Raw genomic sequence first — 24116 nt, 5'->3', positions numbered from 1 at the left:
GAGGAGATTGCCATGACCGCTCAACTGACCCTCGACGAACTGGCCGCGCTGATGAAGTCGGCCGCCGGCCTGACCGTCGACCCGGAGGAGATGGCGAACCGGCCCGAGGTGACCTTCGCCGAGTACGGGCTGGACTCGCTGGGCCTGCTCGGCATCGTGGGCGAACTGGAGAACCGCTACGAACGGCCGCTGCCCGACGACGCCGAACGCGCCAAGACGCCACGTGACTTCCTCGACCTCGTCAACACCGACACCGTCACTACGACAGGAGCCTGATATGCCCGGCCACACCGAGAACGAGATCACCATCGCCGCCCCGCTCAGCCTCGTCTGGGACATGACCAACGACCTGGAGAACTGGCCCCGGCTCTTCAGCGAGTACGCCGCCGTCGAGGTGCTCTCCCGGGAGGGCGACACGACCACCTTCCGGCTGACCATGCACCCCGACGAGAACGGCCAGGTCTGGAGCTGGGTCTCCGAGCGGACCCCGGACCGCGGGGCGCTGACGGTCCGTGCCCGCCGCGTGGAGACCGGTCCGTTCAAGTTCATGGACATCTTCTGGAAGTACAAGGAGATCCCCGGCGGCACGTCGATGCACTGGACCCAGGACTTCGCCATGAAGCCCGAGGCGCCGGTCGACGACAAGGGCATGACCGCGCACATCAACCGCAACTCCCGGATCCAGCTGGAGCTCATCCGGGACCGGATCGAGCAGCGTGACCGCGAGCTCCGCGCGGCCACCCCGACCAGCTGACGCACCCTCAGCCCGACCCCGGACCGCCGCCCGGCGGCAACGAAGGGAACCTCTCGATGCACCACGCTCTGATCGTCGCCCGGATGAAGCCGGGCTCGGCTCCCGACATCGCCGAGGTCTTCGCGGCCTCGGACCGTACGGAGTTGCCTTACCTGGTGGGCGTCAACCGGCGGAAGCTGTTCCAGTTCGGTGACGTGTACCTGCACCTCATCGAGTCCGACCTCCCGCCCGGCCCGGAGATCGCCAAGGTGCACCAGCACCCGGAGTTCCAGGCCGTCAGCCAGAAACTCTCCGCCTACGTCAGCGCGTACGACCCGGAGACCTGGCGCAGTCCCAAGGACGCGATGGCCCAGGAGTTCTACCGCTGGGACCGGGACGGCGCCGGCTGATCCGGACCGGTGCACGGTGGCCGGCCTCCCTGCCATGTCCTGCGGGGAGGCCGCCACCGTGCCGGCCGGACCCGGCCGGCTCCGCCCGTGCACCATGTCGGCTCAGCCGGCGGGGACGGTGCACTCGAAGGCGTGCAGATACGGGTTGACCACGAGGATGTCGTGGACCAGCAGCCCGGCCTCGGCCATGTGGCGGACCAGGCTCTCCTTGGAGTGCTTGGCCCCGCCCACGTTCAGGAGCAGCAGCAGATCCATGGCGGTGGTGAACTTCATCGACGGGCTGTCGTCGACGAGGTTCTCGATGACCACGACCCGGGCACCGGGCCGGGCCACCTCGACGACCTTCCGCAGCGTCCGGCGGGTGCTGTCGTCGTCCCATTCCAGGATGTTCTTGATGATGTAGAGGTCGGCCTCGACGGGGATGTCGTCGCGGCAGTCGCCGGGCACGATCCGCGCCCGGTCGGCCAGCGGACCGCCGTCCCGCAGGCGGGGGTCGGCATTCTCCACCACCGACGGCAGGTCGAGCAGGGCGCCGTGCAGCGAGGGGTACTTCTCCAGCAGGCCGGCCAGGACGTGCCCCTGCCCGCCGCCGATGTCCGCCACCGAGGACACCCCGGTCAGGTCGAGGAGTTCGGCGATATCGCGGGCCGACTGCTTGCTGGAGGTGGTCATCGCCCGGTTGAAGACCTGCGCGGAGTCCTGGGCGTCCTGGTGCAGGTAGTCGAAGAACCCCTTGCCGTAGAGGTCGTCGAAGACGTTCCGGCCGGAGCGCACCGCGTCGTCCAGCCGCGGCCACGCCTCCCACGTCCACGGCTCGGTGCACCACAGCGAGATGTAGCGCAGGCTGTTCGGGGTGTCGTCCCGCAGCAGCCGCGACATCTCGGTGTGGGCGAACTTCCCGTCCGGGGTCTCCTGGAAGATCCCGTAGCAGGCCAGCGCCCGCAACATCCGTTGCAGGGGGCCTGGTTCGGTGTCCACCGATGCGGCCAGCTCCTCCACGGTGGTGGGCTGCTCGCCCAGCGCGTCGGCGACTCCGAGCCGTGCGGTCGCCCGGACGGCTGCCGCACACGCGGCGCCGAAGATGAGTTCCCGCAGCCGCATGGCGGGCTGGGGGGTGGGGCTCACGGTGGTCATTCCGCCTCTTTCTCCCGTTGACGTTCGTGTGGCTTGTGCATGGGCGCTGCTGTTCCGCGGCCGGCGTCGCTATCCGCACAGGCCGGGCGGCTTGGAGGTCCGGCAGGTGTTGCGGAGGAAGACGTTCCGCTGCCCGGTCGGATCCGCGTTGATCAGGTCCGCCGGGGCGTTCCGCAGCACCACGTTGTCGCTGATGAGGTTGCGGTCGTTGGTGGCCTTGACGAAGCTCGGGAAGAGCACCACACCGCCCGAGAGCGGTGAGTTGCCAACGTTGTCCCGGATCAGGTTGTGCTGGACGAGCGAGTCCTCGGTGCCGGTGAGGACGACACCGGATCCCTGGAGGAACGCCAGGCGCTTGGTCGCCGGGCAGAACTTGTTGTTCCGCGAGACCTCGTTGTCCCGGACCGTGAGCGCGCCGGCCTTGGGGTGACCCTCGTCGCCGACCACGAACACCCCGGCGCAGTTCCCGACCACGGTGTTGTGGGCGATCAGGAGGTTGCGGAGGCGCCGGGCCGTGATGCCGATGCGGTTGCCGCCGAGCCGGTTCTCGACGAGTACGGTGCCCCGGGTGTCGAGCGCCCCGCCCTCCTCCGCGACCACGTTGGCCAGGAAGATCCCGGCGTCGCCGTTCTCCGACGCGATGTTGTCGTGGAGCAGGCTGTGCACTGACTTCTCCAGCCCGATGCCCCACTGGCCGTTGTGCCGCGCGGTGACGTGGTGCAGCGTCAGTCCCTCGGTGCCGGAGGCCCAGACGCCGTTCCGCCGGAACCCCTCGACGGTCAGCGACCGCAGGTGGACGTCGGTGAGCGGGCCACCGGGGCCACCGGTGACGCAGATGCCGTCACCGGTCTGCCCGCAGGCGTTCTCCGCCTGGGTGGCGGGTGGGGCGAGCACGGCTTCCCCGTCGGTCCCACGGAGCATCAGGTGCGACTTGTTGATCAGCACGCTCTCGCGGTACACACCGGGCAGCAGGACCACCGTGTCGCCCGGTCGGGCCGCGTCCACCGCCCGCTGGACGGATTCCCCGGGCCGGACGACGAGCACCCTGTCGTCTCGGTCCGCTGTGGCCCGGGACGGCGGGGCGGTGACCAGTGTGCCGGCCAGGACCGCCGTCGCGCACCCCAGGTAGGTCATCCGCCGTGCCCCGTGGGGCATCTGTCGTAGCGCCATGAAGCGAAGCTATGGGCGATCACCCGACCCCGCCACATGTGGTAGCCCGATGACCACAGTGCGTGCAGGGGTCAGCTTTCCGGGGCCGGGGCGCCGGGGGGACGCGGTGCGGCGGGCGGCGGTCGGACCTGCCCGGCGTCCGCCCCCGGATCAGCCGCCGGGCCGGGCCCGGGATCGGACGGGGCGTCAGTCGGACCGTTCGGCAGGACCTCCGTCAACAGGGCCGCGAGGCTGGCCGGCAGGAACCACGGACGGAGGCGGGGGACGGTCACGGCTGCTCAACGCCGTCCCGCACCCCGACGACACCCGCCCGGGGCGGTCCCGCCCGCTTCATCACTCCAAGGGGCTAGTGGCCCGCGGCCCGCCGCGCGATGGCGGCCTCGATGCCGTCCAGGATGACGACGAGCCCGGCCTCGAAGGTCGCCCGCGCCTCGCGCTCCAGAGGCGAACCCGCCGCGCCCTCCTCGGGCGGCGGCGCGGCGCCCTCGGTCTCCAGGCGGACCAACAGCGGGAAGCGCTCCGCGAAGTCCGGGACGACCTCGGTCAGTGTGCCGGCGCGGGAGTGCCACCGGTCCTCGTCGCTGACGCCGGTGGCGGCGGACGCCTCCCGGGACTCGGTGACGGTCCGGGCGGCCCCCCGGACGAAGTGGAGGAGCAGGTCGACGATCCGGCGCAGCGAGGCGGAGTCCAGCCCCGTGGCGTACAGCACCCGCAGCAGGGCCTCCAGGGCGGTGTACTCGTGGGGGCCCAGCACCGGGCGTGTCTGGGGGACCTGGAGCACCCAGGGATGGCGCAGGGCGAACTCCCAGGTGTCGGTGGCCCAGGACGTCACCGCGGACCGCCAGCCGGGGGCCGGGTCGTAGCTGGTGGGGAGCTCGGCCAGGGCCCGGTCGTACATCAGGTCCACCAGCTCGGTCTTGCCGGGGACGTAGGTGTACAGCGCCATGGCCGTGCGGCCCAGCCGCTCGCCGACCGTGCGCATCGACAGCGCGGCCATGCCCTCCGCGTCGGCCACCGCGATGCCCGCGTCCACGATGGCGTCCACGCTCAGCGCTGGTTTGGGGCCCCGGGGCAGGCGGGTCCGGCGGCCCGCCCCGGAATCCTCCGTGCGCCACAGCAGGGACAGCGAACGGCGGGGATCGCCCTGGCCCGCGAATGCCACCAACGCACTACTCCTTAGGGCGTAAAGTCGGTGTCTCCGATCGAACTCTTTATGCCGTAAGGGTACAGGGGGAGGGCCCTGGAATCCGAGTGGGGCGGGGGACCGGGGGTGCTTCCGGGGCAGCGGTACCGGTGCGGACGGCCACGAGACGGTCGAGGTCCGGGGCGCCCGGGGGCGCCCGGGAGGAGCACCTTGCCGAGGCCCGAGTCGATATCCCCAACGCCGACTGGCGCTCTTCACCGGAATTTCTGGTTCCGGGAAATCCTCCCTGGTGTTCGGCACCGTGGCCGCCGAGTCCCAGCGGCTCATCAACTCCCGCTCCACCGTCGGCACCGCCACCGACGCCCTGGGCGCCGCCGGCCGTTCCCACTGCTCCCGCCTCGGCGTCCGCCCTGCGCCAGCCGCTCCCGCCGCGGCGTCCGCGCGGTCCGGCACCCGCCCGACGTCCGAGGCCCCGGACCCGGCCCGCCGGCGGCACCCGCAGTCGGGGATACGAGGGCGGCAAGTGCCCGGCCCGGGCCGTCGATTCGGTACCGGGAACGGACCCATTGGTCCCGCCCCGCCCGTTCAACCCGGCGGGGCCGTCGTCTACAGTTGAGGAATTCCCCTGTTCAACGGATCAACGCGATGGCCGGTCGGCCCGAACGCGGAGGGCATGCGTGGGCGGTTTCGCCGAGTCGGTACGGGAACGGGTGCGTGGCGGCGCGCCACGCCGGCGGTCCACCGCATCCGACGCCGGAGCCGGGTGACCCACCGATGTCCGGCGCACCGCGACGCAAGGGACCGCCGCCGTGGCGTGCGGTCCGTTCCCGCACCTGCATACCCACCGCCTCCGCACGGGCCTGCCGGGGCCGCCGCCACCTCGGCCGGGGCCCGCTCCGCCCGCCCCGCGGCCACCGGCGCACCTGCCCGGAGATCGCCGCCCGGCACCGGCACTCGCTCCGCTGCGGGGTCCGTCGGGCCCGGGCCACCGCGGTCCGCCCCGGCACCCGGCTGGCGCGGCTGCCCGCCACCGTCCTGGTGACCCACCGCGCCGCGGCCCACGAGGCGGCCCGGCGCAGCCTGTGGATACGGGTGCTGCTCTACATCGCCGTGACCAACCTGGCGCTGGTGTTCCTGGCGCTGGTCGTCTACCTGGGGCGGCACGCCGGGACCTGACGCCCCCGACCGCACCCCGCCGGCCTCACCCCGCACCCGGCACGGACCGCCCACCGCTCTTCCGCCCCACGGACCCGCCGTCCGCCGCCCGCGCCACGGATTCCCCGCCGGTCACGCGCGCCCTGGCCCGCCACAGCCACCCCACGTCCCGCCCGAACGACCACACCAGCAGCGCCAGCGCCCCCGCCACCGCGCCCCGCTCCAGCGCCCGCGGCGCGATCCCGGCGCCCGCCACCACCAGCACGACGCCCTGCACCGCGGCCACCGCCTTGCGGGCCATGCTGTGCGGCAGCGGCGCCCGCAGCCACGGCAGAGCCCAGGACGCCGCGACGAAGAGGTAGCGCAGCGCGCCGATGGCCAGCACCCAGGGCCCCAGCGGGACCGCCACGTAGACGCACAGCACCAGGATCAGGAACGCATCGACCTCCATGTCGAACCGCGCGCCCAGCGTCGACGCCGTCCCGGTGCGCCGCGCCACCTGGCCGTCCACCGCGTCCAGGACCAGCGCGACCGAGGCCAGCCCGACCAGCACCGCCACCGGCGCGTGCCTGCCGAAGGAGTCGGCGACCAGCGCCGTCACCCCGCCGACGAGAGTGGCCCGGGCCAGCGTGACGCGGTTGGCCGGCCCGAAGGACCGCAGCCAGGACCTGTGCAGTGCCCGGGTGAGCGCGGCCCAGGTGGCCACCGCGAACGCGAACCCGGTCAGCCAGCCCGCCGGACCCAGTCCGACCGCCCGGCACAACACCTCCAACAGCACCAGCTGCGCGACCGCGCCGGCCGCCCGGTCCGGGCCGAACGGCCTTGCCCCGTACCGTCCTTGTACGGCCATCGTGCCTCCCGGGACCCTGTGGCGGAGCCGGGGGGCGCCGCGTATCGTGACGGCGTCGCCATGATCCCCGGCATGCGTCCCTCAGCATTCCCGACGCATCGCCGCACCGTCCAGGAGGATTCGTTGCCGCGCGTCGCCCAGAGCTTCTGGCTCAGCGCTCCAGGTCGCGGCGAGATCCGCACGGTCGAGCTGCCGCGGCCCGCCGCCGGCGAGGTCCTGGTGCGCACGCTCTACTCCGGGGTGAGCCGGGGGACCGAGAGCCTGGTCTTCCGCGGCGGCGTCCCGGAGAGCCAGTACGCGGCGATGCGGGCGCCGTTCCAGGACGGCGCGTTCCCGGCGCCGGTCAAATACGGCTACCTCAACGTGGGCGTGGTCGAGGAGGGGCCGCACGCGCTCCGCGGCCGCACGGTCTTCTGCCTCTACCCGCACCAGACGCACTACGTCGTCCCGGCGGACGCGGTGACCCCCGTCCCGGACGCCGTGCCCGCGGCGCGCGCCGTCCTCGCGGGCACCGTCGAGACCGCGGTGAACGGAGTCTGGGACGCCGCGCCGCTGCTCGGCGACCGGATCGCGGTGGTCGGCGGTGGCATGGTCGGGGCCGCGGTCGCCGCCCTGCTGGCCCGATACCCGGCCGCGCGGGTGCAGTTGGTCGACGCCGATCCGGCGCGCGCCGCCACCGCCGCGGCGCTCGGCGTCCCGTTCGCGCTGCCCGCCGACGCCCGCGGCGACTGCGACCTCGTCGTCCACGCCAGCGCCACCGAGGAGGGCCTGGTCCGGGCCCTCGAACTCCTCGCTCCGGAAGGCACCGTGATCGAGCTGAGCTGGTACGGCGACCGCCGGGTCAGCCTGCCGCTGGGGGAGTCCTTCCACTCCCGCCGGTTGACCGTCCGCAGCAGCCAGGTGGGCGCGGTCGCCCCGGCCCGGCGCGGCCGGCGCACCTTCGCCGACCGCCTGGCGCTCGCGCTCGACCTGCTCGCCGACCCCGCCTTCGACGCGTTGATCACCGGGGAATCCCCCTTCGAGGACCTGCCGTCGGTGCTGCCCCGGCTGGTCTCCGGCGCGCTTCCGGCGCTCTGCCACCGCATCCGCTACCCGGCGGCCGGCGCCCCGGCCTCCGGTGCGGTGTGACGCCCCGTCCGCGCCCGCTGCCCCCGATTCTCCGTCCGCGACCTTCCGTCGGCGACACCTCTGGAGGAACACCCGTGTTCAGCATCACCGTTCGCGACCACCTGATGGTCGCGCACAGCTTCCGCGGCGCGGTCTTCGGGCCCGCGCAGCGCCTGCACGGCGCCACCTTCATCGTGGACGCCACCTTCCGCCGGCCGGAGCTCGACGACGACAACATCGTGGTCGACATCGGCCTGGCCACCCAGGAACTCGGCGCGGTGGTCGCCGAGCTGAACTACCGCAACCTCGACGACGAACCCGCCTTCGCCGGGATCAATACCTCGACCGAGGCGCTGGCCAAGGTGATCGCCGACCGGATCGCCGACCGGGTGCACGCCGGCAACCTCGGCGAGGGCGCCCGCGAACTGAGCGGGATCACCGTCACCCTGCACGAATCCCACCTCGCCTGGGCCAGTTACGAGCGCACACTGTGAGCCGGCGCGGGCGCACCCGGTGACCGGCCCGGGCCCGGACGGTGCGCGGGTGGTGCACGCCGTCCTGCCCGGCGGCGTCGCCGACACCTGCGCACCCAGTGGCGGCAACGGCTACGACCTGCGGGTCTGCCACGACTTGGCGGCCCTCGGCTGGCGGGTGCACCGCCATCCGGTGCCCGGCGACTGGCCGCAACCGGACACCGCCGCCACGGCCGCACTGGCCCGGCTGCTGGCCGGACTGCCGGACGGTGCGGTGGTGCTGCTGGACGGACTGGTGGCGTGCGGAGTGCCCGACGTCCTCCGCCCCGCGGCCGCCCGGCTGCGACTGGCCGTCCTGGTCCATCTCCCGCTCGCCGACGAGACCGGGCTCGCCCCCGGGATGGCGGCGGCCCTGGACGCCCGGGAACGGCGCGCCCTGCACGCCGTCCGGGCGGTGATCGCCACCAGCGACTGGGCGGCCCGCCGGATCCGCACCCACCACGGGCCGGGGCTGCCGCCGGTGACGGTCGCCCGGCCCGGCGTCGATCCGGCGCCGCTCGCCCCGGGGACCGACGGCGCCGGTGGGCTGCTGTGCGTGGCGTCGGTGACCCCGCGCAAGGGTCACCACCGCCTGGTGGACGCCCTCGCCACCGTCACCGACGCCCCGTGGACCTGCACCTTCGTCGGCGGCACCCGGCACGCCCCGGACTGTGTCACGCAACTCCAGGCACAGATAGGTCAGTTGGGTCTGGAGAGCCGGATCCGGGTCGCCGGCCCACGAACCGGCGCGGCACTGGCTGCCCGCTACGCCGCCGCAGATCTGGTGCTGCTCGCCTCGTACGCCGAGACGTACGGCATGGTGCTCACCGAGGCGCTGGCGCGCGGGATCCCGGTGTTGGCGACGGCCGTGGCCGGGGTGCCGGAAGCGGTCGGGCGGGCCCCCGATGGGAGCGTGCCCGGACTGCTGGTCCCGTCGGGCGAGCCGGCCGCCCTGGCAGGGGCGCTGCGCGCCTGGTTCGACGATCCGGAATTGCGGTGCCGGCTGACGGCCGCGGCGCGCGGTCGCCGTGCCATGCTGGAGGGGTGGGAGATGACGTCGCACAGTCTGGCCGGAGCGCTGGAACGGCTGCGGAACGCGCCGTGGAGCCCGTGACGGGGGCGGTCGGCCGACCGCGGTTCTGCCCGCAGTGGCTGGAGTTGCGGGAGCGGGCGGACGCCGCGGCCCGCGCGCCGGAGCTACTGCATCCACTGCGGGACCGGCTCGCCGCGGCCCCCGCTCGGGAACGCACCGACGGCCCCGACGGCCTGGTGATCCGCGACCTGGGCTGCGGTACGGGCTCGATGGGGCGCTGGCTCGCGGTCCGGCTGCCCGGCCCCCAGCACTGGGTCCTCCAGGACCACGACGCGGCCCTGCTCGCCCGGGCCGCCGGCCGGATGCCGTCAACCGCCGCCGACGGCCGGCCCGTTACGTCCACCACCGCCTGCGGCGACCTGGCCGCCCTGACCGCCGCCGTCCTCGCCGGGACGTCCCTGGTGACCGCCTCCGCGCTGCTCGACCTGCTCACCCGCGACGAGCTGGAGACCGTCGTCGCGGCCTGTGCGGGCGCCGGCTGCCCGGCGCTGCTGGCGCTCTCGGTCACCGGCCGGGTCGAACTCACCCCGGCCGACCCCCTCGACGCCGAGATCTCCGCCGCGTTCAACGCCCACCAGCGCCGGACGGAGGGCGGCCGCCGGCGCCTGGGGCCGGACGCGGTCGCGGTGGCCGTCGAGGCGTTCACCCTGCGCGGTGCGCGGGTGCTGACCCGGCCCAGTCCCTGGCGGCTGGGCGGGCCCGAGTGCGGGCTGGCCGAGCGGTGGTTGCGGGGCTGGGTGGCCGCCGCCCGGGAGGAGCGGCCGGAGCTGGCCGCCGAGGCCGACCGGTATCTGCGGCGGCGCCTGGAGGTGTGCGCGGCGGGGGAACTGGGGGTCACGGTGCACCACACCGACCTGCTGGCGCTCCCCGATCCGGCCGGGATCCCCACTCCCCGCCTCAACTGATGAAGCGTCAGGCATGGTCCTGGCTCCGCATGTCGGGCGGATTGGCGATCCTGGCGGCCCTGTTGTGGCACCTGGGTTCCGGGGCCTTCCTGGACGGACTGCGCCGGATCGACGCCGGCACCCTGCTCGGCGCCGTGGGCATCGGGGTGCTGACGACCGTGTGCAGCGCCTGGCGGTGGTGTCTGGTCGCCCGCGGCCTGGGCCTGCGGCTACGGCTGGGGCGGGCGGTGGCGGACTACTACCGGGCGCTGTTCCTCAACGCGGCACTGCCCGGCGGTGTGCTCGGCGACGTCCACCGGGCGGTGCACCACGGCCGGGCCGCCGGGGACGTGGGGCGCGGCGTGCGCGCCGTCGTCCTGGAGCGGGCCGCCGGACAAGTGATCCTGCTCGTGGCCGGGGCCGGGGTGCTCGCCGTCCGGCCGTCGCCGGTGCGCGGGGCGGTCGCCCGGGCGCTCACCACCCCGGCGGCCGGGCTGGTGCTCGTGGTGCTCGCGGCCGGTGTTCTCGGGGCCGTGTCGCTCGGCCGGGCCCGCCGGCGCCGGGGCGGTCCGGCCGCTCGGACCGGCGGCGGGCTGCGGACCGCGCTGACCGAGGCCCGGCGGGTCATGGCGAGGCGCTGGCCGGGCGTCGTCGGGTCGTCGGCGGCCGTCCTCGTCGGCTACGTGGGCACGTTCCTGCTGGCGGCCCGGGTCGCCGGGGTACGGGCGCCGGCCGCCGACCTGGTGCCGCTGGTGGTGCTGGCGCTGCTGGCCATGGCCCTGCCGCTGAACGTCGGCGGCTGGGGACCCCGGGAGGGCGTCGCGGCCTGGGCCTTCGCCGCCGCCGGGCTGGGTGCCGGACAGGGGCTGGCCACCGCCGTCGTGTACGGGGTGCTCGTCCTGGCCGCGAGTCTGCCCGGCGCCGGGGTGCTGCTGGTCCGCTGGGGCACCGGGCTGCGGAACGCCCGCCGCCGGCCACCCAGTCCGCGCCGTCCGCCGTGTCCGCCGCGTCGCGGGGGTCGGTCGCCTTCTGTCCGTACGGCGGTCGTCGAACGGTCCGCGGACGGGTGAGCGGCCGGCGCGGTGCGGTCTGCGAGGGAGGGGCGGCGGAGGAGAGGGCGGCGGCCCGGTCGACCGGATCCGGTCGAATTTCCCTGGTTCAGCATCTACACATAAAGGCGACATAAGAGCAAAATAAGGATGAGTGGTCGATGCCACGTGATGCGGCCCCGACGCGTGACCGAAGGAGGCGAGTCGTATGGCCGACGTCTCACACCCCAGGGGAGATCTCGCTGGTCACCCTGACGTTTCCGAGATGAGGGCCCGGTTCGAGCGGACGCTCGGCGGGCGGGACGTGGTGTTCGTCGACGGGCCGGTGTTCCTGGTCGGTCTGTACTGCGCGGCATCACCCTGGATCGTGCACTACACGGCCTCGCAACCGGCGCTGGTGAACCACAACCTCATCGTCGGCATCGCGATCGCCCTGCTGGCGATCGGGTTCACCGTCACTCCGGAACGCATGTACGGCCTGAGCGGCGCGATGTGCGCGATCGGCGCCTGGATGATCGTGTCGCCTTGGATCGTTGGACGCGGTCCTGACATGGGGGTCATCTGGAACAACATCGCCATCGGCGCCCTGACCCTGCTGCTGGGTGCGCTGTGTATCGCCGTGGCATCGAGGAGTCGCCGCGTCACGTGAGGCGCGCTCCCGCGGGGGCGCGTGAAAACCACCGGCCCGCTTGCCCTTCGGAGTCCCCAAGCGACGGCAAGCGGGCCGGGCACGTCCGGCGGCGTACGGGCGGTCCCCATTCGGCTACCGGCGCTGGTCCGGTCCCCGTCCGGCTACCGGCGGTGGTCGCGGCCGGAGGTGGCGGAGCGGGGTGGTGTGAAGTGTTGTCCGGCCAGTCCGGCCAGCACCAGTCCGCCGGCCAGGAGCAGTCCGTGCGCCAGGGCCACGCCGGTGACCAGGACTGCGATTGCGGTGGCCAGTATCAGCCAGACCGCCCAGCGCCGGAACGGTGCCGCGGGAGCCGCCGGTATGCGGACGGGCGGGTAGGGGGCGGCGTCGGGTGGGAGCTGTTCCGCGAGGTCGCGGAGTTGATCGTCGTCGGGGGACAGGGAGGGTCCCTCCTCTCCCGGGTGGTGCTGCCGGTCACGCCGAACGGGCAGGGTGGTGGATGGGGCATTGCATCGAAGATCGGGCCGACAGGGCCCGAGGTGTGGTGCGCAACGGCACTCAGGCGTTGTTGTGCCCTGCCGGGCCCCGTGCGTAACGCCGTTGACCGGACATCACCGGAGAGGAGCTCCACCATGTCGGACGACCAGTCGCAGCAGCACCGCCCGCACCCGGAACCCCAGCAGTACCGGCGTGCGGACGAGGTCCGGGACGCCCTCGTCAAGCTCACCTACGGCGCCATGGCGACGGCGACATCACCGACGCCGTCTCGGAGATCATCTGGACCGGCGGCAAGATTGACCCCCGCAATTACCAGGACTTCACCGTCGCTTTCGGGCAACTGCTCACCGGAGCCAGCCAGTTGGCCTTTAAGGCGTTGCAGACCTACTCCGACGGCAAGATCGTCCGCTGGATCGAGGCGAAGCGGCCCGGCCAGCCCGAGCCGGAGAACCCGGCCCCGACGCTGAAGCTCACCGCGGCGGCCCCCGACGACGCGCCGACTGCGGCACCGAAGACTCCGACGGCCGCGCCCGCGAACGCCCACGACTCCACGGCCCGGAATCTGGGCATCGCGGGCCTGGCGGTCGGCGTCCTCGGCCTGGCCCGCTCCCGTGCCGGCAAGCAGGAGCGCGGGGCATAGCCCATGCGATGCCCGGTGGGTGACCGGCAATCCCGGAAGCTCACCGGACACCGCCCCCGATCTACCGACCAGACCGGGGGAGTAAAGAGAAGGAGGACTGGCTGCGGCCCCTGCCGGAGCCAGTCCTCCTTCATGTTCTGAGCCAGGAACTCTCGGTTCCATGGGAGTCCTCGGGCGTCGGAAGAGAGGGCCGGACAGAAGTTTCATGGGAAAACCGTCCCGGGCTGATGGGGCGGTCGGCGCTGTCGCCGCTGGTGGCCGGGGTGTGCAGCTGCCAGCGCAGATCACGCACCTGGGGTTCGCGTGTCAGCCGGACGGCCAGTCGTTCCAAGGCAGCGGCGGCGGGACTGTCCGCGGTGAGCGTCATCTGCAGGAGCACATGGACGCTGCCGTCCGACTGGATGGTGTGGAGACTGTGCAGACGCGTGTCGGTGTCTGCGAATGCGAGGAAGCACAGGGCGCGTATCTTCTTCTCGACGCGGCGGTCGCACACGGCCTGGAGCGTGCAGTGCGTCAGCACAGGGCACACAACGGTCCTGGGGCGCCGGTGGAGCAGGCGGTGCAGGAGATTCATGCGGGCACCTCCCGAGCGGGTCGGCCAATGGAGCGTGTTCGGTGGGGAGTTGACGGGCCGGCACAGCCGCTCTGTGCTTCCTGCGCAGGCGTCTCCCGCAGCGGAGACGGTGGTGGTGTCGGCCTTCTGAGGGGCGGGGGAGGTTGGGTGCGCAGCAGCGATCCCCTGCGAGGGCGCAGCACGGCGACCCGGCACGGCCGGTGGCCGCATGGGTGTGGGGGAGGGGCGCCTACAGCGCGCAGGGGAGGCGGTTACCGCGTACCGGAGGTCGGAGAAGACATACGAATGCGGGCCGACTGTGGCCCGGACTTCTGGAGTGGCCGTCCATGTCTCTCGCCTCCTTGCGGCCGGGACGCACGAGCGCCGGACGGACACGACAAAGCGCGGACCGGCCCACCATGGCTGGTTCACCCCAGCTCGTCAGAGCTTTGGACACTCCACGGCGCAATCCCCGTGCCGGGGAAGCGACTTGGGGTCACCCCTTGGGCCGGGGAGACCTGTCCTGAACCTAGGCGTCTCTTGACGTCATGGGGCCAGTGGCCGGTGACCGTGCAGACGCCTCACCGAACGAGGTGTCTGAATTCATTCGTTTCCAACGGCCAATAAACCTACCCTCGCTCTTGCCTGATCGTGCAAGCCCTTGACGCAACCTTGACCGCGGCCTCTGCGGGCGGCGCACGGCACGGGATCAGTGGTCGTCCCAGTGCCCGTCGTGCAGGGCGTGGCGGTGCCCGTCGTGGACGTAATCCACATGGTCGGCGTGCGGTATGGCGACGTGGCCGCATCCGGGCCGGTGCTGGTGGTCGTGGTCCTGGTGGACCGTGTGGCCTGTGGGCTCGCACTCGTCGGCGTGGTCGTCATGGATCCGGTGCACGTGCCCGTCGTGTACGTAGTCGACGTGGTCGTCGTGCGGGACGGCGACGTGCCCGCATCCCGCCCCGTGCTGGTGCGTGTGGTTCGTGTGAGAAGTGTGCGCACTGGTCAGCATGGCAAACCCTGCTCTCTCCCCCCGCGTCAACGGATCTCTTCCGACGGGAGAGCCTGCACCTTCAGTGTTAACCAAGCTTGGCATTCGCAAAAGTCGCCGGAGGTCGGCCGGAATCAGGGTGGTTCCGATCCCCGGTGCACTCCGCGGGCACAAATAGACATGGAATTCATTTTCATCTAGCGTGGGCGGAACCGCTGCTGAGCCGTGGACGCAGAGCACCGGCTCACCGGCATGTGACCGCACTGCCTGCCTGTGCCTTCGCCGGACGGACTCACAGAAGCGAGCTCACAGAAGCGAGCTCACGGAAGCGAGGAACCACCACGATCAGCAGGAACGCGTCAACACACTGTGGCTCCGGGTGCGTTCGCCCATGCATGCGGCTCGGTGCTCAAGACGTCCGTCGAGGAGATCCCATGCCATTGCCCGGCCAGCTGTCAGCGCGACCGCCGCAGTTCCCCGAACTGAAGGAGGCCGTGCGGCGTCTGCTCGGCCTCGACGAGGACAGCGCCGTGGTGATCCGCCAACTCGCCTGCACCGAGCCTGGTTGCCCGCCGCTTGAGACGGTCATCGCCGTCCTGCCGATGGACGGCCCCGCCCGCCGCTGGACCCTGCACCGCCCGGCCGACCAGGTCACCGAGGGCGACCTGTGCCGCCTGCTCGCCACCGCACCCGAAGGAGCCTGACCCGTCATGACCGACACCGCCGACCGGACACCGCAGGCCGTAGAAACCGCCGACGCCGTGGACGACCGCGTCCCCGTGACCGTACTGACCGGGTTCCTCGGCTCGGGCAAGACCACCCTGCTCAATCGCATCCTCACCGAGCAGCACGGCCTGCGAGTCGCCGTCATCGAGAACGAGTTCGGCGAGGTCGGCATCGACGACGCCCTCGTCCTGGACGCCGAAGAAGAGATCTTCGAGATGAACAACGGCTGCATCTGCTGCACCGTGCGCGGCGATCTCATCCGCATCCTGGGCGCGTTGATGCGCCGCCGGGAGAAGTTCGACCACATCCTGATCGAGACCACCGGCCTCGCCGACCCCGCACCCGTCGCCCAGACCTTCTTCATGGACGACGAGATCGCCGCCCAGCTGCGCTTGGACGCCATCGTCACCCTCGTCGACGCCGCCCACGTCCTGCAGCACCTGGACGAGGTGAAGCCCGAAGGCGTGGAGAACGAGGCCGTCGAGCAGATCGCCTTCGCCGACCGGATCGTGCTCAACAAGACCGACCTCGCCGACGAGGCCACCGTCGCGGAGGTCGTCTCGCGCATCCACGCGATCAACACCGGCGTCCAGATCATCCCCGCCCAGCGCGCCGAGATCGACCTGCAACAGGTCCTGGACGTCGGCGCATTCGACCTCGACCGCGTGCTCAGGGACGACCCGTCCTTCCTCACCGAGACCGAGCACCAGCACGACACCACCGTCACCTCCGTCGGCATCGACCTGCCCGGCGAACTCGACGAGGACCGGCTCAACCAGTGGCTCGGCACCCTGCTGCGCACCAAGGGCGTCGACATCTTCCGCTCCAAGGGCATCCTGGCCATCGCGGGCGCCCCCAAGCAGTACGTGTTCCAGGGGGTGCACATGCTGCTGGTCGGCGAGTTCGGCCGCGACTGGAACGACGGGGAACTCCGCGGCAACCGGCTGGTGTTCATCGGCCGCAACCTGGACCGATCCGAACTGGAACGCGGCTTCGCCGGCTGCCTGGCCGTCGCGGGAGTCGCCGTATGAGCATCGCCGCACCCGGCGCCGACCTGGGGATCGCCTGGGATATCACTCTCGACGACGCCCCGGTGGCACTCAGTACCGAACACGATCTGGTCGCGGTCGCCGGAGCCGAGGGCACCACCGGCATCTTGGACACCGCCACCGGCACCCATACCGCTACCGTCGAACTCCCCGGCGGCGCACTGCATGCGGCGCTGTCCCCCGACGCCCGGCACCTGGTGGCCACCGGGCCGACCGGATACGCGCTCTGGCAGCGGGAAGACGGCAGCACCACCGTCAGGGAAAGCGGTGCCTGGTCATCGGCCGCCCGATGGGCCGATGCCGAGCGGTTCGCCGTCGCCTCCGGCCGCCGCGCCCTCGTACTGGACACGATGGGCGAGGAGTTGTGGGCCACCGAACCGGCCGCCAGTACCGTCACCGACCTGGCCTGGATGCGGGGCGGGCGACGCCTGGCGGTCGCCGCCTACGGTGCGGTGCGCTGCCACGAACGCCACCAGGCCGCCCCGGTGCGGACCTACTCCTACATCGGCTCACACTTGGCGCTGGCCGTCGCCCCCACCGACCGGTGGATCTGCAGCGGCAACCAGGACGCCTCGATCCACATCTGGCGCACCCGGGACGCCGGCGAACTCACCATGTCCGGCTACCCGGAGAAGGTCTCGCGTCTCACCTTCGACGACTCGGGCTGCTGGCTCGCCGCCGACGGCGCCCCCGACGTCACCGTGTGGGACTTCCGCGGCAAGGGCCCGGCCGGCACCGCACCACGCTCGCTGCGCTGCCACGAAACCGTCACGGCCCTGGCCTGGCGGCCCGGTCCCGACGGTCACCTCGCCACCGGGGGCGACGACGGCACGATCGCCCTGTGGCGGGCCACCGCAGGACGGCCAGAAACCCGGCTCCGCCCCGCGCGCACCCTTGACGGCGATGCCGCGGTGACGGCGCTCGCCTGGGCGGGGCCGCAACTGCTCGTCTCCGCGTACCGCGACGGCCGCGTCCGCGCCCACCATCTGCCCTCCCGGACCGCTCTGTGACCACGCACGGGGTGGTCGGCGCATCCCAGGCCCGCCCGGTCGCCCTGGTGGTCTGCCGAGGATGCTGCTGCGGCAACCCGCGCAAGCACCCCGGCAGCGACCACGAGTGGCAACTGGACCGGCTGTACGCGGCGGCTGCCGACTCCAGCGGTCGGTTCACGGTCCGTACGACGGACTGCCTGGGCCCCTGCGACCAGGCCAACGTCATCGTGGTCCAGCCCTCCGGCGAGGGGCGGCGCCGCGGCGGGCGCGCCACGTGGATCGGCTGGGCGATGGGCGATGCCGCAACCGATGACATCGTGCGGTGGGCCGCCGACGGCGGTCCGGGGATCGCCGAGCCACCGCCCACGTTGGAGCTGCAGTTCATCCGCCCGCCGGGCGAGATACGCAAGCGTGCACGCGGGCGGGGCCGTGCACGCAGGTGAGACTGCGGCCGGTCGGCTCGCCGCCAAGTGCCCATGGCCCGAGTGCCCGGCGCACAACGCCTCGGCCGTAAGGGAACCGAGCCGGCCGAGTGCGGGTCCGACGGCCCCCATGGACGGAGCCACGGTCGCGACCGTCGCCGCCACCCTCCAAGCCCTCGCGGCCCCTTCCCGCCTTCGGATCCTCACGACACTCCGGCAGGAGCCACGCTCCGTCACCGAACTCGCCGCCGCCATCGGCCGGGAACAGTCCGCCGTCTCCCACCAGCTCCGGCTGCTGCGCATCCTCGGCCTGGTGACCGGCGAACGGTCGGGGCGTCGCATGGTCTACCGACTCCACGACAACCATGTCGCCCAACTCCTCGACGAGGCGGTCCACCACGTCAGGCACCGCACACTCGGGGTCAAGGACAGCCGGGGGTAAAGGCCGCCACGAGCACATGGCACACGGAGCGCCGTGGAGGCTCGGTGCCGCGTCGGGTCACCGGTCTCGCGCCGATGGGCAGCGCCCGATACCACCGGCGGCCAGGGCACACGCTCAAGGGCATCTTCTTACGCTTCAGTGGCCCACTTCTCATGGCCCGCCGCTGAGCGTCTGCCTCCCATGGTGCACCTCTGGCTATCCCGCGCCCGCGTCGTCACCGCACGGGCGCCTGCTCCTGGTTGCAGTCGGGGCAGAGGCCAGTGAGCTCGACGGTGTGCCGGACGTTGGCGAAGCCGGAGGTCCGGGCGGTCTTCTCGGCCCAGCTCTCCACGGGTTCCGAGTCGACCGTGAGGCTGAGGCCGCATTCGGTGCAGATCAGGTAGTGGCGGTGGTCGGGGCCGGGGCGGTAGCGGAAGAGGCGTTCGCCGTTGCTGTCGCGGACGACATCGGCGCGGCCGGCCTCGGCGAAGGCGGTCAGGGTGCGGTAGACCGTGGACAGGCCGACCGGGGTTCCGTCGTCGGCCAGTTGGTTGTGCAGTGCCTGGGCGCCGACGAAGCCTTCCACCGCCATCAGGGCCGCCAGCACGATGGCGCGTTGCTGGGTGAGGCGGCCGATCAGCGCCACTTCCTGCGCCGGTGCGGCGGTGTGCGGTCGGTTGGTTGCCATCACCGGGCTTTCGGTCACGCCCCCGCGGGGGCTGAGGTGGGGGTGCGGGTGGCGGGCCGTCGTATCAGGAAAGTGGCGACGTAGACGGCGGTGGCGGCGGCCATGATGGCGAAACTCGGCGGAATCTCCGGGAACGCGTGGGCGGCGAAGAGCCCTGCCCAGATCTCCAGTACGGCGAGTGCGGCGGAGAGGGCGAGCGCGCGGTAGGGGCGGTCGGTGAGCCGGGTCGCGGCGCCGGCGGGGGCGGCCAGCAGGCCGAGCAGGAGCAGCGAGCCGACGGCCTGGGCGGCCTCAGCGGCACTGATGCCTGCGACGGCGAGGAAGCCGAAGCCAAGCAGGCGGACAGGCACTCCGCGGGCGGCGGCCACGGCTTCGTCGAGGGTGGCGAACAGCAGCGGGCGGGCGATGAGCAGCACCGTCAGGCAGATGCCGGCGGCGACCAGGGCGGCCGTGACCGCACTGCCCGCGGAGATGCCGAAGATCGACCCGAACAGGACGCTGACGCCGGCGTTGCCGTTGGTGGTGCTGCGGGAGGTGGTGTACAGGGTGGTGAAGAACGCGCCGAGGCCCAGGATCCAGGAGAAGACACTCCCTATGACGACGTCGTCGGCTCGTGCCGTGCGGCCGAGGGCGCCGAAGAGCAGCGCGACGGCGATGGTGGCGGCGAACAGTCCGAGGCGGAGGTCGTAGCCGAAGGCGAGGGCGGCCATGGCTCCGGTGAAGGCGACGTGGCTGAGGGCGTCGCCGGTGAAGACCTGGGCGCGCAGGACGAGGAAGTAGCCGACGAGCCCCGAAGCCACCGCGATAGCGGTCCCCGCCAGCAGCGCGTGCTGGAAAAAGGGCTGGGCGAGCGGCGAGGCGGCCAACAGACCAGTCATGCCGTGACCTCCGTGGCCGGTAGGGACGGCCTGATCCGGCCGCGGATCGCGTACAGCGCGTGCCCGCCCCGGGCGATGACGTAGCCGGCGAAGGCGAACGACGTCACGAAGAAGCCCAGTGGATACGGCCAGTAGTAGGCGGCGGTCAGCCCGAGCCAGGTGGCCGCGAACGCCAGCAGCACAGCGAGCGCAAGACTCAGTCCCGGACGGGCGGTGAGGGTCTGGGCGGTGGCGGCGGGGATGACCATCAGGGCGAAGACGAGCAGGGTCCCCGTGATCTGGCTGGCCTCGGCGGTCGCCGCGCCGAGCAGGGCAAGGAAGAGCAGCGAAAGAGCGCGGACCGGGACTCCCCGCCCGGCGGCGACCTGGGGGTCGACGGACGCGAAGAGCAGGGGGCGCCCGATGAGCGCCAGCACCGCGAGCACCCCGGTGCCAACACTCGCCAGCACGGTCACCTGCGTCGAGGTGATGCCGAGGAACGTACCGAACAGAATGGTCTGCGGCCCCTCCAACAGCCCCTTGTACAGGGCGATGAAGAGGAAGCCGGAGGCGAGGAGGAAGGCTTGCACGGTTCCCGTGAGCGCGGAATCCTCGTGGTCTCCGCTGCCGCGCAGGGCCGCGATGACCAGTGCGGCGGCCACGCACAGGGCGAAGTACCCGTAGACCGCGCTCACCCCCAGCAGGACCGCCCCGGCCGCACCGGGGAAGGCGACCGCGGAGACGGTGTGCGCGGCGAACGTCTGCCGCCGCAGCACCACGAACCACCCCACCACCGCCGACACCACGGCGGTAATCGCCCCCGCCCGGAAGGCGTTGACCATGAACGGGAACGCCCACATCTGCTGGAAGTCGGCGATGAGGTTCCATGACCACACCGGGGAGTTGGCGTCAGCCAGCAGCACGGCCGCCTCCGGACGTCTCGTGCCGGTCGGTGTGGCGAGCGGGCGCCTCCGGCTGCCCGACCACGACCAGCCGCCCGGCGGAGGTCCGCAGCACCTCGACCGGGGTGCCGTAGAGCCGGGTCAGCGTCTTTGAGGTGATGACCTCCTGCGGGGTGCCGGCTGCCGCGCCGCCCTCTGCCAGGTACACGACCCGGTCGAGGTGGTGGAGTATCGGGTTCACATCGTGGGCGACCATCACCACCGCCACCCCCTCCTGATGACAGATCCGGCCGATCAGCGCGGCCACCGCACTCTGGTTGGGCAGATCCAGACTGTCCAACGGCTCATCCAGCAGCAGCAGTTCGGGCCTGCGGACCAGCGCCTGCGCGATCAGCAGCCGCTGCTGCTCACCACCGGAACACTGCCCGATCGGCCGGTGCGCATACCCCGACGCCCCGACCAGCTCGACGACCTCGGCGACGCGTTCACGCTCGGCGCGGCGGCGGGCGGTCGGGAACGGCAGGGGCACGCCCCAGCGGTCGCCGTCCAGGCCCATGCGGACGACGTCGATACCGCGGATGCGCATCGAGGCGTCGAAGCTGCGGCGCTGCGGCAGGTAGCCGATGCGGTCGTTGGCCTGCCCCGGACGGGCGCCGAGGACCCGGACCTCGCCGCCCGCGGCGGGCAGTGTGCCGAGCAGTACCTTGATCATGGTGGACTTGCCGACCCCGTTGGGGCCGAGGACGGCGGTGAACTCGCCGGGCCCGACGCGAAGGTCCGCGCCGGCCCACAGAGTCCGGCCGCCGACGCGCACGGCGGCGTCGCGCAGCGCGACCACCGGGCCGCTTCCGGCTGCTGCGGCCGTGCCGCCGGTTCGGGGCGCGGGGACGGTGTGGCCGCCACGGTCGCTGTGGGCGGCGGCTTCGCGGACCTTCGCTATCGGATTCATGGCGTCAGGTCACTTCCCGGTCGCCTTGGCCAGGGCCTGCTCGATGCCCTGGAGCTGGGTGGTCTGCCACTGCTGGAAGGTCGCCCCGGCGGGGGCGAGGGTCTCGGTCACCGTGGCGACCGGGATGCCTGCCGCCTTGGCCGCCTTGACCTGCGCCTGCACGTCCGGCGTGGAGTTCTGCGAGTTGTAGACGTAGACCTTGATCTGCTTGCCCGTGATCTGCTGGTCGATGGTGGCCTTGTCCTTGGCCGTCGGGTCCGAGCCCTCGCTCATCGCGTCCAGGAACGTCTCCGGGGTGAGCATCTTCAGCCCCAGCCCCTCCGAGAGCGGCGTGACGATCGACTCCGAAGCACCGATCGGGGTGCCCGCGTACTTCGCCTTGATGTCGGCTATGAGCTTGTTGTAGCCGGCGAGCGTCTTGGTCTCGAAGGTCGCCTTCTGCTGGTCGAAGGAGGCGGCGTCGGCCGGGTCGAGCTTCTTGTAGTCAGCGGTGATCTTCTCGATCACCTTGTGGACGTCGGCCGGTGAGTACCAGCGGTGCGGATTGCCGCCAGGCTTCACGCCGACCAGGTCGCCGACCTTCAGCTCCTTGCGGCCGCTGGCCGGGTTGGAGGCGAGCAGCTTGTCCGCCCAGGCGTCGTAGCCGATGCCGTTGACGATCGCGTACTGGGCACCGGCCACCGCGCGGCCGTCGGCGGCGGTCGGCTCGTAGTCGTGCGGGTCGGTGTCCGGGTTGGTGATGATGCTGGTCACCTTCACGTGGCTGCCCCCGAGCTGGGAGGCGATGCTGCCCCAGAAGTTCTCCCCCGCCATCACCTGGATCGTCTTGCCCGAGCCGCCACCGGAGGCGGCGGCGTTGCCGGTCTTCGCCGAGGAGGTCGAGCAGGCCGTGGCCGTCGCGGCGGTCGCGACTGCCATCGCGGCACCGAGCACGATGCGCACGGGGCGTCGGACAGAACGTGGGGCGGAAACAGGGACGGAGGACATACAGGCTCCTTCGGGCAAATGCCGGACACGGAGCGACGTGATCCGGCCACATAGCGACACGCCACAGGCTAGATGGAAATGATTTTCACATCAATCAAACATGAAAACCGTTGCCATCTTTTGACCTGGCGTGCGACCAAGGTCCGGCCCACCACCGTCGAAGATCCCCGCAGACCCCCGAGGGGCCTCCGATGCGAGTCGGCCAAAGCAGGCGAATGCAGGGGAGAAATGTGGCCTGCAGTAGCGCACAACGCCTGACGGGCCCTCCGGCGACAGTCGTTCGGCTAGCACAGCCGCACCCTCAAGTGCGGCGGCACTGATCACGGCCAGCCGAACGCCCTGAATCGCCCCGGGTTTGATGGAGACATCGAAGCCCCGGAAGGATGCCGATCATGTCTGCTCCCCGTAAGTACCCCGACGAACTGCGTGAACGCGCGACGCGTCTGGCGGTCGAGGCCCGCAAGGACCTGGTCGGCCGGGCCGGCGCGATCAAGCGCATCGCCGATCAGTTGGACGTGCACCCCGAGGCTCTGCGGGGGTGGGTCAAGCGGGCCGAGACCGACGAAGGCATCGTGCCCGGGACCACCAGCCAGGACGCCGCCCGGATCGCGGAGTTGGAACGGGAGGTGAAGGAACTGTGGCGGGCGAACGCGATATTGAACCGAACCAGCTGTGGGTGGCCGACATCACTTACATCAAAACCTTCTCCGGCTGGGTCTACGCCGCCTTCGTCATCGACGTCTTCTCCCGCATCACTCGGACCGCGGAGTCCAATACCGAGCTCTCCGCTACACCGAACGCCTTGAACAGGAGGCCGCCGTGGCCTCGGTCGGCTCCAAAGGCGACTCCTACGACAACGCCCTGGCCGAGGCGTTCAACAGTCTCTTCAAGGCCGAACTGATCCGCAACAAGGGCCCGTGGACCGGCATTAACGACGTCGAGGTCGCCGTCGCCGAGTACATCGACTGGTTCAACCAGCGACGCCTCCACGGCGAGCTCAGCCACGTCACTCCCGCCGAGCACGAGGCCGCCCACTACCTCACGGCCGAACCCCCTGCGTCACTCCAGAAAACCAGCTAACTCAGCCTCCACCAAACCCGGGGCTTGACACGCAGTCCGTGCAGAAGATCCCAGAAGGTGCCGGGCCGATCGCTGTGAGCATCTCGTTGAGGGTGAGGCCGCAGCCTTGGCCAGAGGACGGCCATGGATGCCGGGCTGTTGCCAGTACAAGTGCCGCAGCACCGCGATCAGAACCGGGGCATGAACAGCCTCCGCCTCGCCACGCAGGCGCGCGACCTGATCCAGCACGCCCTGCCGCGTGAGGACGAGCCGCCGCTCGGCCTCCGCGAGAGCGACTTCGGCATCGGTGAAGTCACGTACCGACTGCACAACGTCATCCCGGATCTCCTGCGGAATCTGCTCACTCATGCCTAGAGCCGGTGCACCAGGTCAGCCAGTACACCGTGGCCAACATCGCGGTACGGCGTTGGTCACGTCGACGCGTTGCATCCCGTCCTCCGCGGATACGCGCGTGAGGTCCCGTACCGGCGCTGCTGTGCCGGTACGGGACCTCAC

Annotated in this window: 28 protein-coding genes, 3 pseudogenes and 1 riboswitch; of the genes and pseudogenes, 20 read left to right on the top strand and 11 right to left on the bottom strand. The window is 71.8% G+C overall.

The genetic code is table 11. The annotated features are described in order from the left end of the window. Positions 1 to 12: 12 nt before the first annotated feature. The 3 genes from ACO0M4_RS34490 to ACO0M4_RS34480 are packed head-to-tail and all read left to right on the top strand — an operon-like array spanning position 13 to position 1143. Positions 13 to 276 carry an acyl carrier protein gene (locus ACO0M4_RS34490; RefSeq protein WP_430375018.1) on the top strand — a complete coding sequence of 88 codons (264 nt, stop codon included), beginning with the start codon at positions 13 to 15 and terminating at the stop codon, positions 274 to 276. A gap of 1 nt (position 277) precedes the next feature. Then, complete coding sequence (locus ACO0M4_RS34485; protein WP_430375017.1) at positions 278 to 754, top strand: SRPBCC family protein; 477 nt, start codon at positions 278 to 280, stop codon at positions 752 to 754. 56 nt (positions 755 to 810) lie between these two features. After that, positions 811 to 1143 (top strand): TcmI family type II polyketide cyclase, encoded by a 333-nt coding sequence (locus ACO0M4_RS34480; RefSeq protein WP_430375016.1) that lies wholly within the window; start codon positions 811 to 813, stop codon positions 1141 to 1143. 102 nt (positions 1144 to 1245) lie between these two features. Here the strand turns inward: ACO0M4_RS34480 and ACO0M4_RS34475 are convergent, their stop codons facing one another. The 3 genes from ACO0M4_RS34475 to ACO0M4_RS34465 form a co-directional block, all read right to left on the bottom strand. Further along, the gene (locus ACO0M4_RS34475) at positions 1246 to 2277 is read right to left on the bottom strand and encodes a methyltransferase (protein WP_430375015.1); all 1032 of its coding nucleotides are present in this window, start codon (positions 2275 to 2277) and stop codon (positions 1246 to 1248) included. Between the two features lie 69 nt (positions 2278 to 2346). Continuing rightward, positions 2347 to 3447, bottom strand: coding sequence for a right-handed parallel beta-helix repeat-containing protein (locus tag ACO0M4_RS34470; RefSeq protein ID WP_430375014.1), 1101 nt, complete (start codon positions 3445 to 3447; stop codon positions 2347 to 2349). Between the two features lie 346 nt (positions 3448 to 3793). Beyond that, entirely contained in the window at positions 3794 to 4612 is an 819-nt protein-coding gene (locus tag ACO0M4_RS34465) for a TetR/AcrR family transcriptional regulator (RefSeq protein ID WP_430375013.1), read from the bottom strand. A 124-nt stretch (positions 4613 to 4736) separates the two neighbouring features. Here ACO0M4_RS34465 and ACO0M4_RS34460 point away from each other — a divergent pair. Together ACO0M4_RS34460 and ACO0M4_RS34455 are read left to right on the top strand one after the other, a co-directional pair. Next, positions 4737 to 4934, top strand: a pseudogene (locus ACO0M4_RS34460) (hypothetical protein); the annotation flags it as partial. 431 nt (positions 4935 to 5365) lie between these two features. Further along, a complete protein-coding gene (locus ACO0M4_RS34455) occupies positions 5366 to 5767 on the top strand; it encodes a DUF6126 family protein (protein ID WP_430375012.1) in 402 nt (133 codons plus the stop codon). Positions 5768 to 5792: 25 nt separating this feature from the next. On the opposite strand, the gene ACO0M4_RS34450 is transcribed toward ACO0M4_RS34455, so the two are convergent. Further along, on the bottom strand, positions 5793 to 6596 hold the full coding sequence (locus ACO0M4_RS34450; protein ID WP_430375011.1) for a CDP-alcohol phosphatidyltransferase family protein: 804 nt from the start codon (positions 6594 to 6596) through the stop codon (positions 5793 to 5795). A gap of 72 nt (positions 6597 to 6668) precedes the next feature. Between ACO0M4_RS34450 and ACO0M4_RS34445 the strand changes: the two genes are divergently transcribed. The 7 genes from ACO0M4_RS34445 (at position 6669) to ACO0M4_RS34415 (ending at position 13007) form a co-directional block, all read left to right on the top strand. Then, positions 6669 to 7724: a zinc-dependent alcohol dehydrogenase gene (locus ACO0M4_RS34445; protein WP_430375010.1), complete on the top strand. Its 1056-nt coding sequence runs from the start codon at positions 6669 to 6671 to the stop codon at positions 7722 to 7724. Between the two features lie 74 nt (positions 7725 to 7798). Continuing rightward, the gene (locus ACO0M4_RS34440; protein ID WP_430375009.1) at positions 7799 to 8197 is read left to right on the top strand and encodes a 6-pyruvoyl trahydropterin synthase family protein; all 399 of its coding nucleotides are present in this window, start codon (positions 7799 to 7801) and stop codon (positions 8195 to 8197) included. Between the two features lie 19 nt (positions 8198 to 8216). After that, positions 8217 to 9329, top strand: coding sequence for a glycosyltransferase family 4 protein (locus tag ACO0M4_RS34435; protein ID WP_430375008.1), 1113 nt, complete (start codon positions 8217 to 8219; stop codon positions 9327 to 9329). Further along, positions 9326 to 10213, top strand: a complete 888-nt coding sequence (locus ACO0M4_RS34430) for an SAM-dependent methyltransferase (protein WP_430375361.1) — start codon at positions 9326 to 9328, stop codon at positions 10211 to 10213. Before ACO0M4_RS34435 ends, ACO0M4_RS34430 begins: the two co-directional genes overlap by 4 nt. After that, a complete protein-coding gene (locus tag ACO0M4_RS34425; protein ID WP_430375007.1) occupies positions 10213 to 11262 on the top strand; it encodes a lysylphosphatidylglycerol synthase transmembrane domain-containing protein in 1050 nt (349 codons plus the stop codon). Before ACO0M4_RS34430 ends, ACO0M4_RS34425 begins: the two co-directional genes overlap by 1 nt. A gap of 187 nt (positions 11263 to 11449) precedes the next feature. Further along, positions 11450 to 11890, top strand: coding sequence for an SPW repeat protein (locus tag ACO0M4_RS34420; RefSeq protein WP_430375006.1), 441 nt, complete (start codon positions 11450 to 11452; stop codon positions 11888 to 11890). A 589-nt stretch (positions 11891 to 12479) separates the two neighbouring features. After that, positions 12480 to 13007, top strand: a complete 528-nt coding sequence (locus ACO0M4_RS34415) for a DUF1775 domain-containing protein (RefSeq protein WP_430375360.1) — start codon at positions 12480 to 12482, stop codon at positions 13005 to 13007. 130 nt (positions 13008 to 13137) lie between these two features. Here ACO0M4_RS34415 and ACO0M4_RS34410 read toward each other — a convergent pair whose 3' ends face one another. Together ACO0M4_RS34410 and ACO0M4_RS34405 are read right to left on the bottom strand one after the other, a co-directional pair. Beyond that, on the bottom strand, positions 13138 to 13581 hold the full coding sequence (locus tag ACO0M4_RS34410; RefSeq protein WP_430375005.1) for a hypothetical protein: 444 nt from the start codon (positions 13579 to 13581) through the stop codon (positions 13138 to 13140). Between the two features lie 404 nt (positions 13582 to 13985). Next, positions 13986 to 14160: riboswitch (M-box (ykoK) riboswitch) on the bottom strand. Positions 14161 to 14269: 109 nt separating this feature from the next. Then, on the bottom strand, positions 14270 to 14569 hold the full coding sequence (locus ACO0M4_RS34405) for a hypothetical protein (RefSeq protein ID WP_430375004.1): 300 nt from the start codon (positions 14567 to 14569) through the stop codon (positions 14270 to 14272). Between the two features lie 413 nt (positions 14570 to 14982). On the opposite strand from ACO0M4_RS34405, the gene ACO0M4_RS34400 reads away from it, so the two are divergent. The 5 genes from ACO0M4_RS34400 (at position 14983) to ACO0M4_RS34380 (ending at position 18179) form a co-directional block, all read left to right on the top strand. After that, complete coding sequence (locus tag ACO0M4_RS34400) at positions 14983 to 15252, top strand: hypothetical protein (protein ID WP_403406679.1); 270 nt, start codon at positions 14983 to 14985, stop codon at positions 15250 to 15252. 6 nt (positions 15253 to 15258) lie between these two features. After that, positions 15259 to 16305 (top strand): CobW family GTP-binding protein, encoded by a 1047-nt coding sequence (locus ACO0M4_RS34395; protein ID WP_430375003.1) that lies wholly within the window; start codon positions 15259 to 15261, stop codon positions 16303 to 16305. Then, on the top strand, positions 16302 to 17333 hold the full coding sequence (locus tag ACO0M4_RS34390) for a WD40 repeat domain-containing protein (RefSeq protein ID WP_430375002.1): 1032 nt from the start codon (positions 16302 to 16304) through the stop codon (positions 17331 to 17333). Before ACO0M4_RS34395 ends, ACO0M4_RS34390 begins: the two co-directional genes overlap by 4 nt. Then, positions 17330 to 17758 carry a (2Fe-2S) ferredoxin domain-containing protein gene (locus ACO0M4_RS34385; protein ID WP_430375001.1) on the top strand — a complete coding sequence of 143 codons (429 nt, stop codon included), beginning with the start codon at positions 17330 to 17332 and terminating at the stop codon, positions 17756 to 17758. The genes ACO0M4_RS34390 and ACO0M4_RS34385 overlap by 4 nt, the downstream gene beginning before the upstream one ends. Before the next feature lie 109 nt (positions 17759 to 17867). Further along, positions 17868 to 18179 (top strand): ArsR/SmtB family transcription factor, encoded by a 312-nt coding sequence (locus tag ACO0M4_RS34380; protein ID WP_430375000.1) that lies wholly within the window; start codon positions 17868 to 17870, stop codon positions 18177 to 18179. Between the two features lie 214 nt (positions 18180 to 18393). On the opposite strand, the gene ACO0M4_RS34375 is transcribed toward ACO0M4_RS34380, so the two are convergent. Genes ACO0M4_RS34375 through ACO0M4_RS34355 form a run of 5 tightly spaced genes read right to left on the bottom strand, consistent with a single transcriptional unit; the run spans position 18394 to position 22472 of the window. Continuing rightward, the gene (locus ACO0M4_RS34375; RefSeq protein WP_430374999.1) at positions 18394 to 18846 is read right to left on the bottom strand and encodes a Fur family transcriptional regulator; all 453 of its coding nucleotides are present in this window, start codon (positions 18844 to 18846) and stop codon (positions 18394 to 18396) included. 14 nt (positions 18847 to 18860) lie between these two features. Beyond that, complete coding sequence (locus ACO0M4_RS34370; protein WP_430374998.1) at positions 18861 to 19724, bottom strand: metal ABC transporter permease; 864 nt, start codon at positions 19722 to 19724, stop codon at positions 18861 to 18863. After that, positions 19721 to 20626, bottom strand: coding sequence for a metal ABC transporter permease (locus ACO0M4_RS34365; protein WP_430374997.1), 906 nt, complete (start codon positions 20624 to 20626; stop codon positions 19721 to 19723). The genes ACO0M4_RS34370 and ACO0M4_RS34365 overlap by 4 nt, the downstream gene beginning before the upstream one ends. Further along, on the bottom strand, positions 20613 to 21554 hold the full coding sequence (locus tag ACO0M4_RS34360) for a metal ABC transporter ATP-binding protein (RefSeq protein WP_430374996.1): 942 nt from the start codon (positions 21552 to 21554) through the stop codon (positions 20613 to 20615). The genes ACO0M4_RS34365 and ACO0M4_RS34360 overlap by 14 nt, the downstream gene beginning before the upstream one ends. A gap of 9 nt (positions 21555 to 21563) precedes the next feature. Continuing rightward, a complete protein-coding gene (locus tag ACO0M4_RS34355) occupies positions 21564 to 22472 on the bottom strand; it encodes a metal ABC transporter solute-binding protein, Zn/Mn family (protein WP_430374995.1) in 909 nt (302 codons plus the stop codon). A gap of 452 nt (positions 22473 to 22924) precedes the next feature. Here ACO0M4_RS34355 and ACO0M4_RS34350 point away from each other — a divergent pair. From ACO0M4_RS34350 to ACO0M4_RS34340, 3 genes and pseudogenes are all read left to right on the top strand, one after another. Next, positions 22925 to 23134: pseudogene (locus ACO0M4_RS34350) on the top strand (transposase); the annotation flags it as partial. A 68-nt stretch (positions 23135 to 23202) separates the two neighbouring features. Next, a pseudogene (locus ACO0M4_RS34345) lies at positions 23203 to 23621 on the top strand (transposase); the annotation flags it as partial. A 180-nt stretch (positions 23622 to 23801) separates the two neighbouring features. Next, positions 23802 to 23975, top strand: a complete 174-nt coding sequence (locus ACO0M4_RS34340) for a hypothetical protein (protein WP_430374994.1) — start codon at positions 23802 to 23804, stop codon at positions 23973 to 23975. Positions 23976 to 24116: the final 141 nt, after the last annotated feature.

The sequence above is a fragment of the Streptomyces sp. RGM 3693 genome (genome assembly GCF_050471125.1).
Lineage (GTDB): Bacteria > Actinomycetota > Actinomycetes > Streptomycetales > Streptomycetaceae > Streptomyces.
The sequence above is the reverse complement of the archived record's forward strand: the minus strand, read 5'-3'. Positions and strand labels throughout refer to the sequence as shown.

What these genes read in the sequence shown, in the direction of transcription:
- ACO0M4_RS34490 (WP_430375018.1), top strand. Translation starts at nt 13, where the DNA reads ATGACCGCTCAACTGACCCTCGACGAACTGGCCGCGCTGATGAAGTCG.
- ACO0M4_RS34485 (WP_430375017.1), top strand. Translation starts at nt 278, where the DNA reads ATGCCCGGCCACACCGAGAACGAGATCACCATCGCCGCCCCGCTCAGC.
- ACO0M4_RS34480 (WP_430375016.1), top strand. Translation starts at nt 811, where the DNA reads ATGCACCACGCTCTGATCGTCGCCCGGATGAAGCCGGGCTCGGCTCCC.
- ACO0M4_RS34475 (WP_430375015.1), bottom strand. Translation starts at nt 2,277, where the DNA reads ATGACCACCGTGAGCCCCACCCCCCAGCCCGCCATGCGGCTGCGGGAA.
- ACO0M4_RS34470 (WP_430375014.1), bottom strand. Translation starts at nt 3,447, where the DNA reads ATGGCGCTACGACAGATGCCCCACGGGGCACGGCGGATGACCTACCTG.
- ACO0M4_RS34455 (WP_430375012.1), top strand. Translation starts at nt 5,366, where the DNA reads ATGTCCGGCGCACCGCGACGCAAGGGACCGCCGCCGTGGCGTGCGGTC.
- ACO0M4_RS34450 (WP_430375011.1), bottom strand. Translation starts at nt 6,596, where the DNA reads ATGGCCGTACAAGGACGGTACGGGGCAAGGCCGTTCGGCCCGGACCGG.
- ACO0M4_RS34445 (WP_430375010.1), top strand. Translation starts at nt 6,669, where the DNA reads ATGCGTCCCTCAGCATTCCCGACGCATCGCCGCACCGTCCAGGAGGAT.
- ACO0M4_RS34425 (WP_430375007.1), top strand. Translation starts at nt 10,213, where the DNA reads ATGAAGCGTCAGGCATGGTCCTGGCTCCGCATGTCGGGCGGATTGGCG.
- ACO0M4_RS34420 (WP_430375006.1), top strand. Translation starts at nt 11,450, where the DNA reads ATGGCCGACGTCTCACACCCCAGGGGAGATCTCGCTGGTCACCCTGAC.
- ACO0M4_RS34410 (WP_430375005.1), bottom strand. Translation starts at nt 13,581, where the DNA reads ATGAATCTCCTGCACCGCCTGCTCCACCGGCGCCCCAGGACCGTTGTG.
- ACO0M4_RS34405 (WP_430375004.1), bottom strand. Translation starts at nt 14,569, where the DNA reads ATGCTGACCAGTGCGCACACTTCTCACACGAACCACACGCACCAGCAC.
- ACO0M4_RS34400 (WP_403406679.1), top strand. Translation starts at nt 14,983, where the DNA reads ATGCCATTGCCCGGCCAGCTGTCAGCGCGACCGCCGCAGTTCCCCGAA.
- ACO0M4_RS34395 (WP_430375003.1), top strand. Translation starts at nt 15,259, where the DNA reads ATGACCGACACCGCCGACCGGACACCGCAGGCCGTAGAAACCGCCGAC.
- ACO0M4_RS34390 (WP_430375002.1), top strand. Translation starts at nt 16,302, where the DNA reads ATGAGCATCGCCGCACCCGGCGCCGACCTGGGGATCGCCTGGGATATC.
- ACO0M4_RS34380 (WP_430375000.1), top strand. Translation starts at nt 17,868, where the DNA reads ATGGACGGAGCCACGGTCGCGACCGTCGCCGCCACCCTCCAAGCCCTC.
- ACO0M4_RS34375 (WP_430374999.1), bottom strand. Translation starts at nt 18,846, where the DNA reads ATGGCAACCAACCGACCGCACACCGCCGCACCGGCGCAGGAAGTGGCG.
- ACO0M4_RS34370 (WP_430374998.1), bottom strand. Translation starts at nt 19,724, where the DNA reads ATGACTGGTCTGTTGGCCGCCTCGCCGCTCGCCCAGCCCTTTTTCCAG.
- ACO0M4_RS34360 (WP_430374996.1), bottom strand. Translation starts at nt 21,554, where the DNA reads ATGAATCCGATAGCGAAGGTCCGCGAAGCCGCCGCCCACAGCGACCGT.
- ACO0M4_RS34355 (WP_430374995.1), bottom strand. Translation starts at nt 22,472, where the DNA reads ATGGCAGTCGCGACCGCCGCGACGGCCACGGCCTGCTCGACCTCCTCG.
- ACO0M4_RS34340 (WP_430374994.1), top strand. Translation starts at nt 23,802, where the DNA reads ATGAACAGCCTCCGCCTCGCCACGCAGGCGCGCGACCTGATCCAGCAC.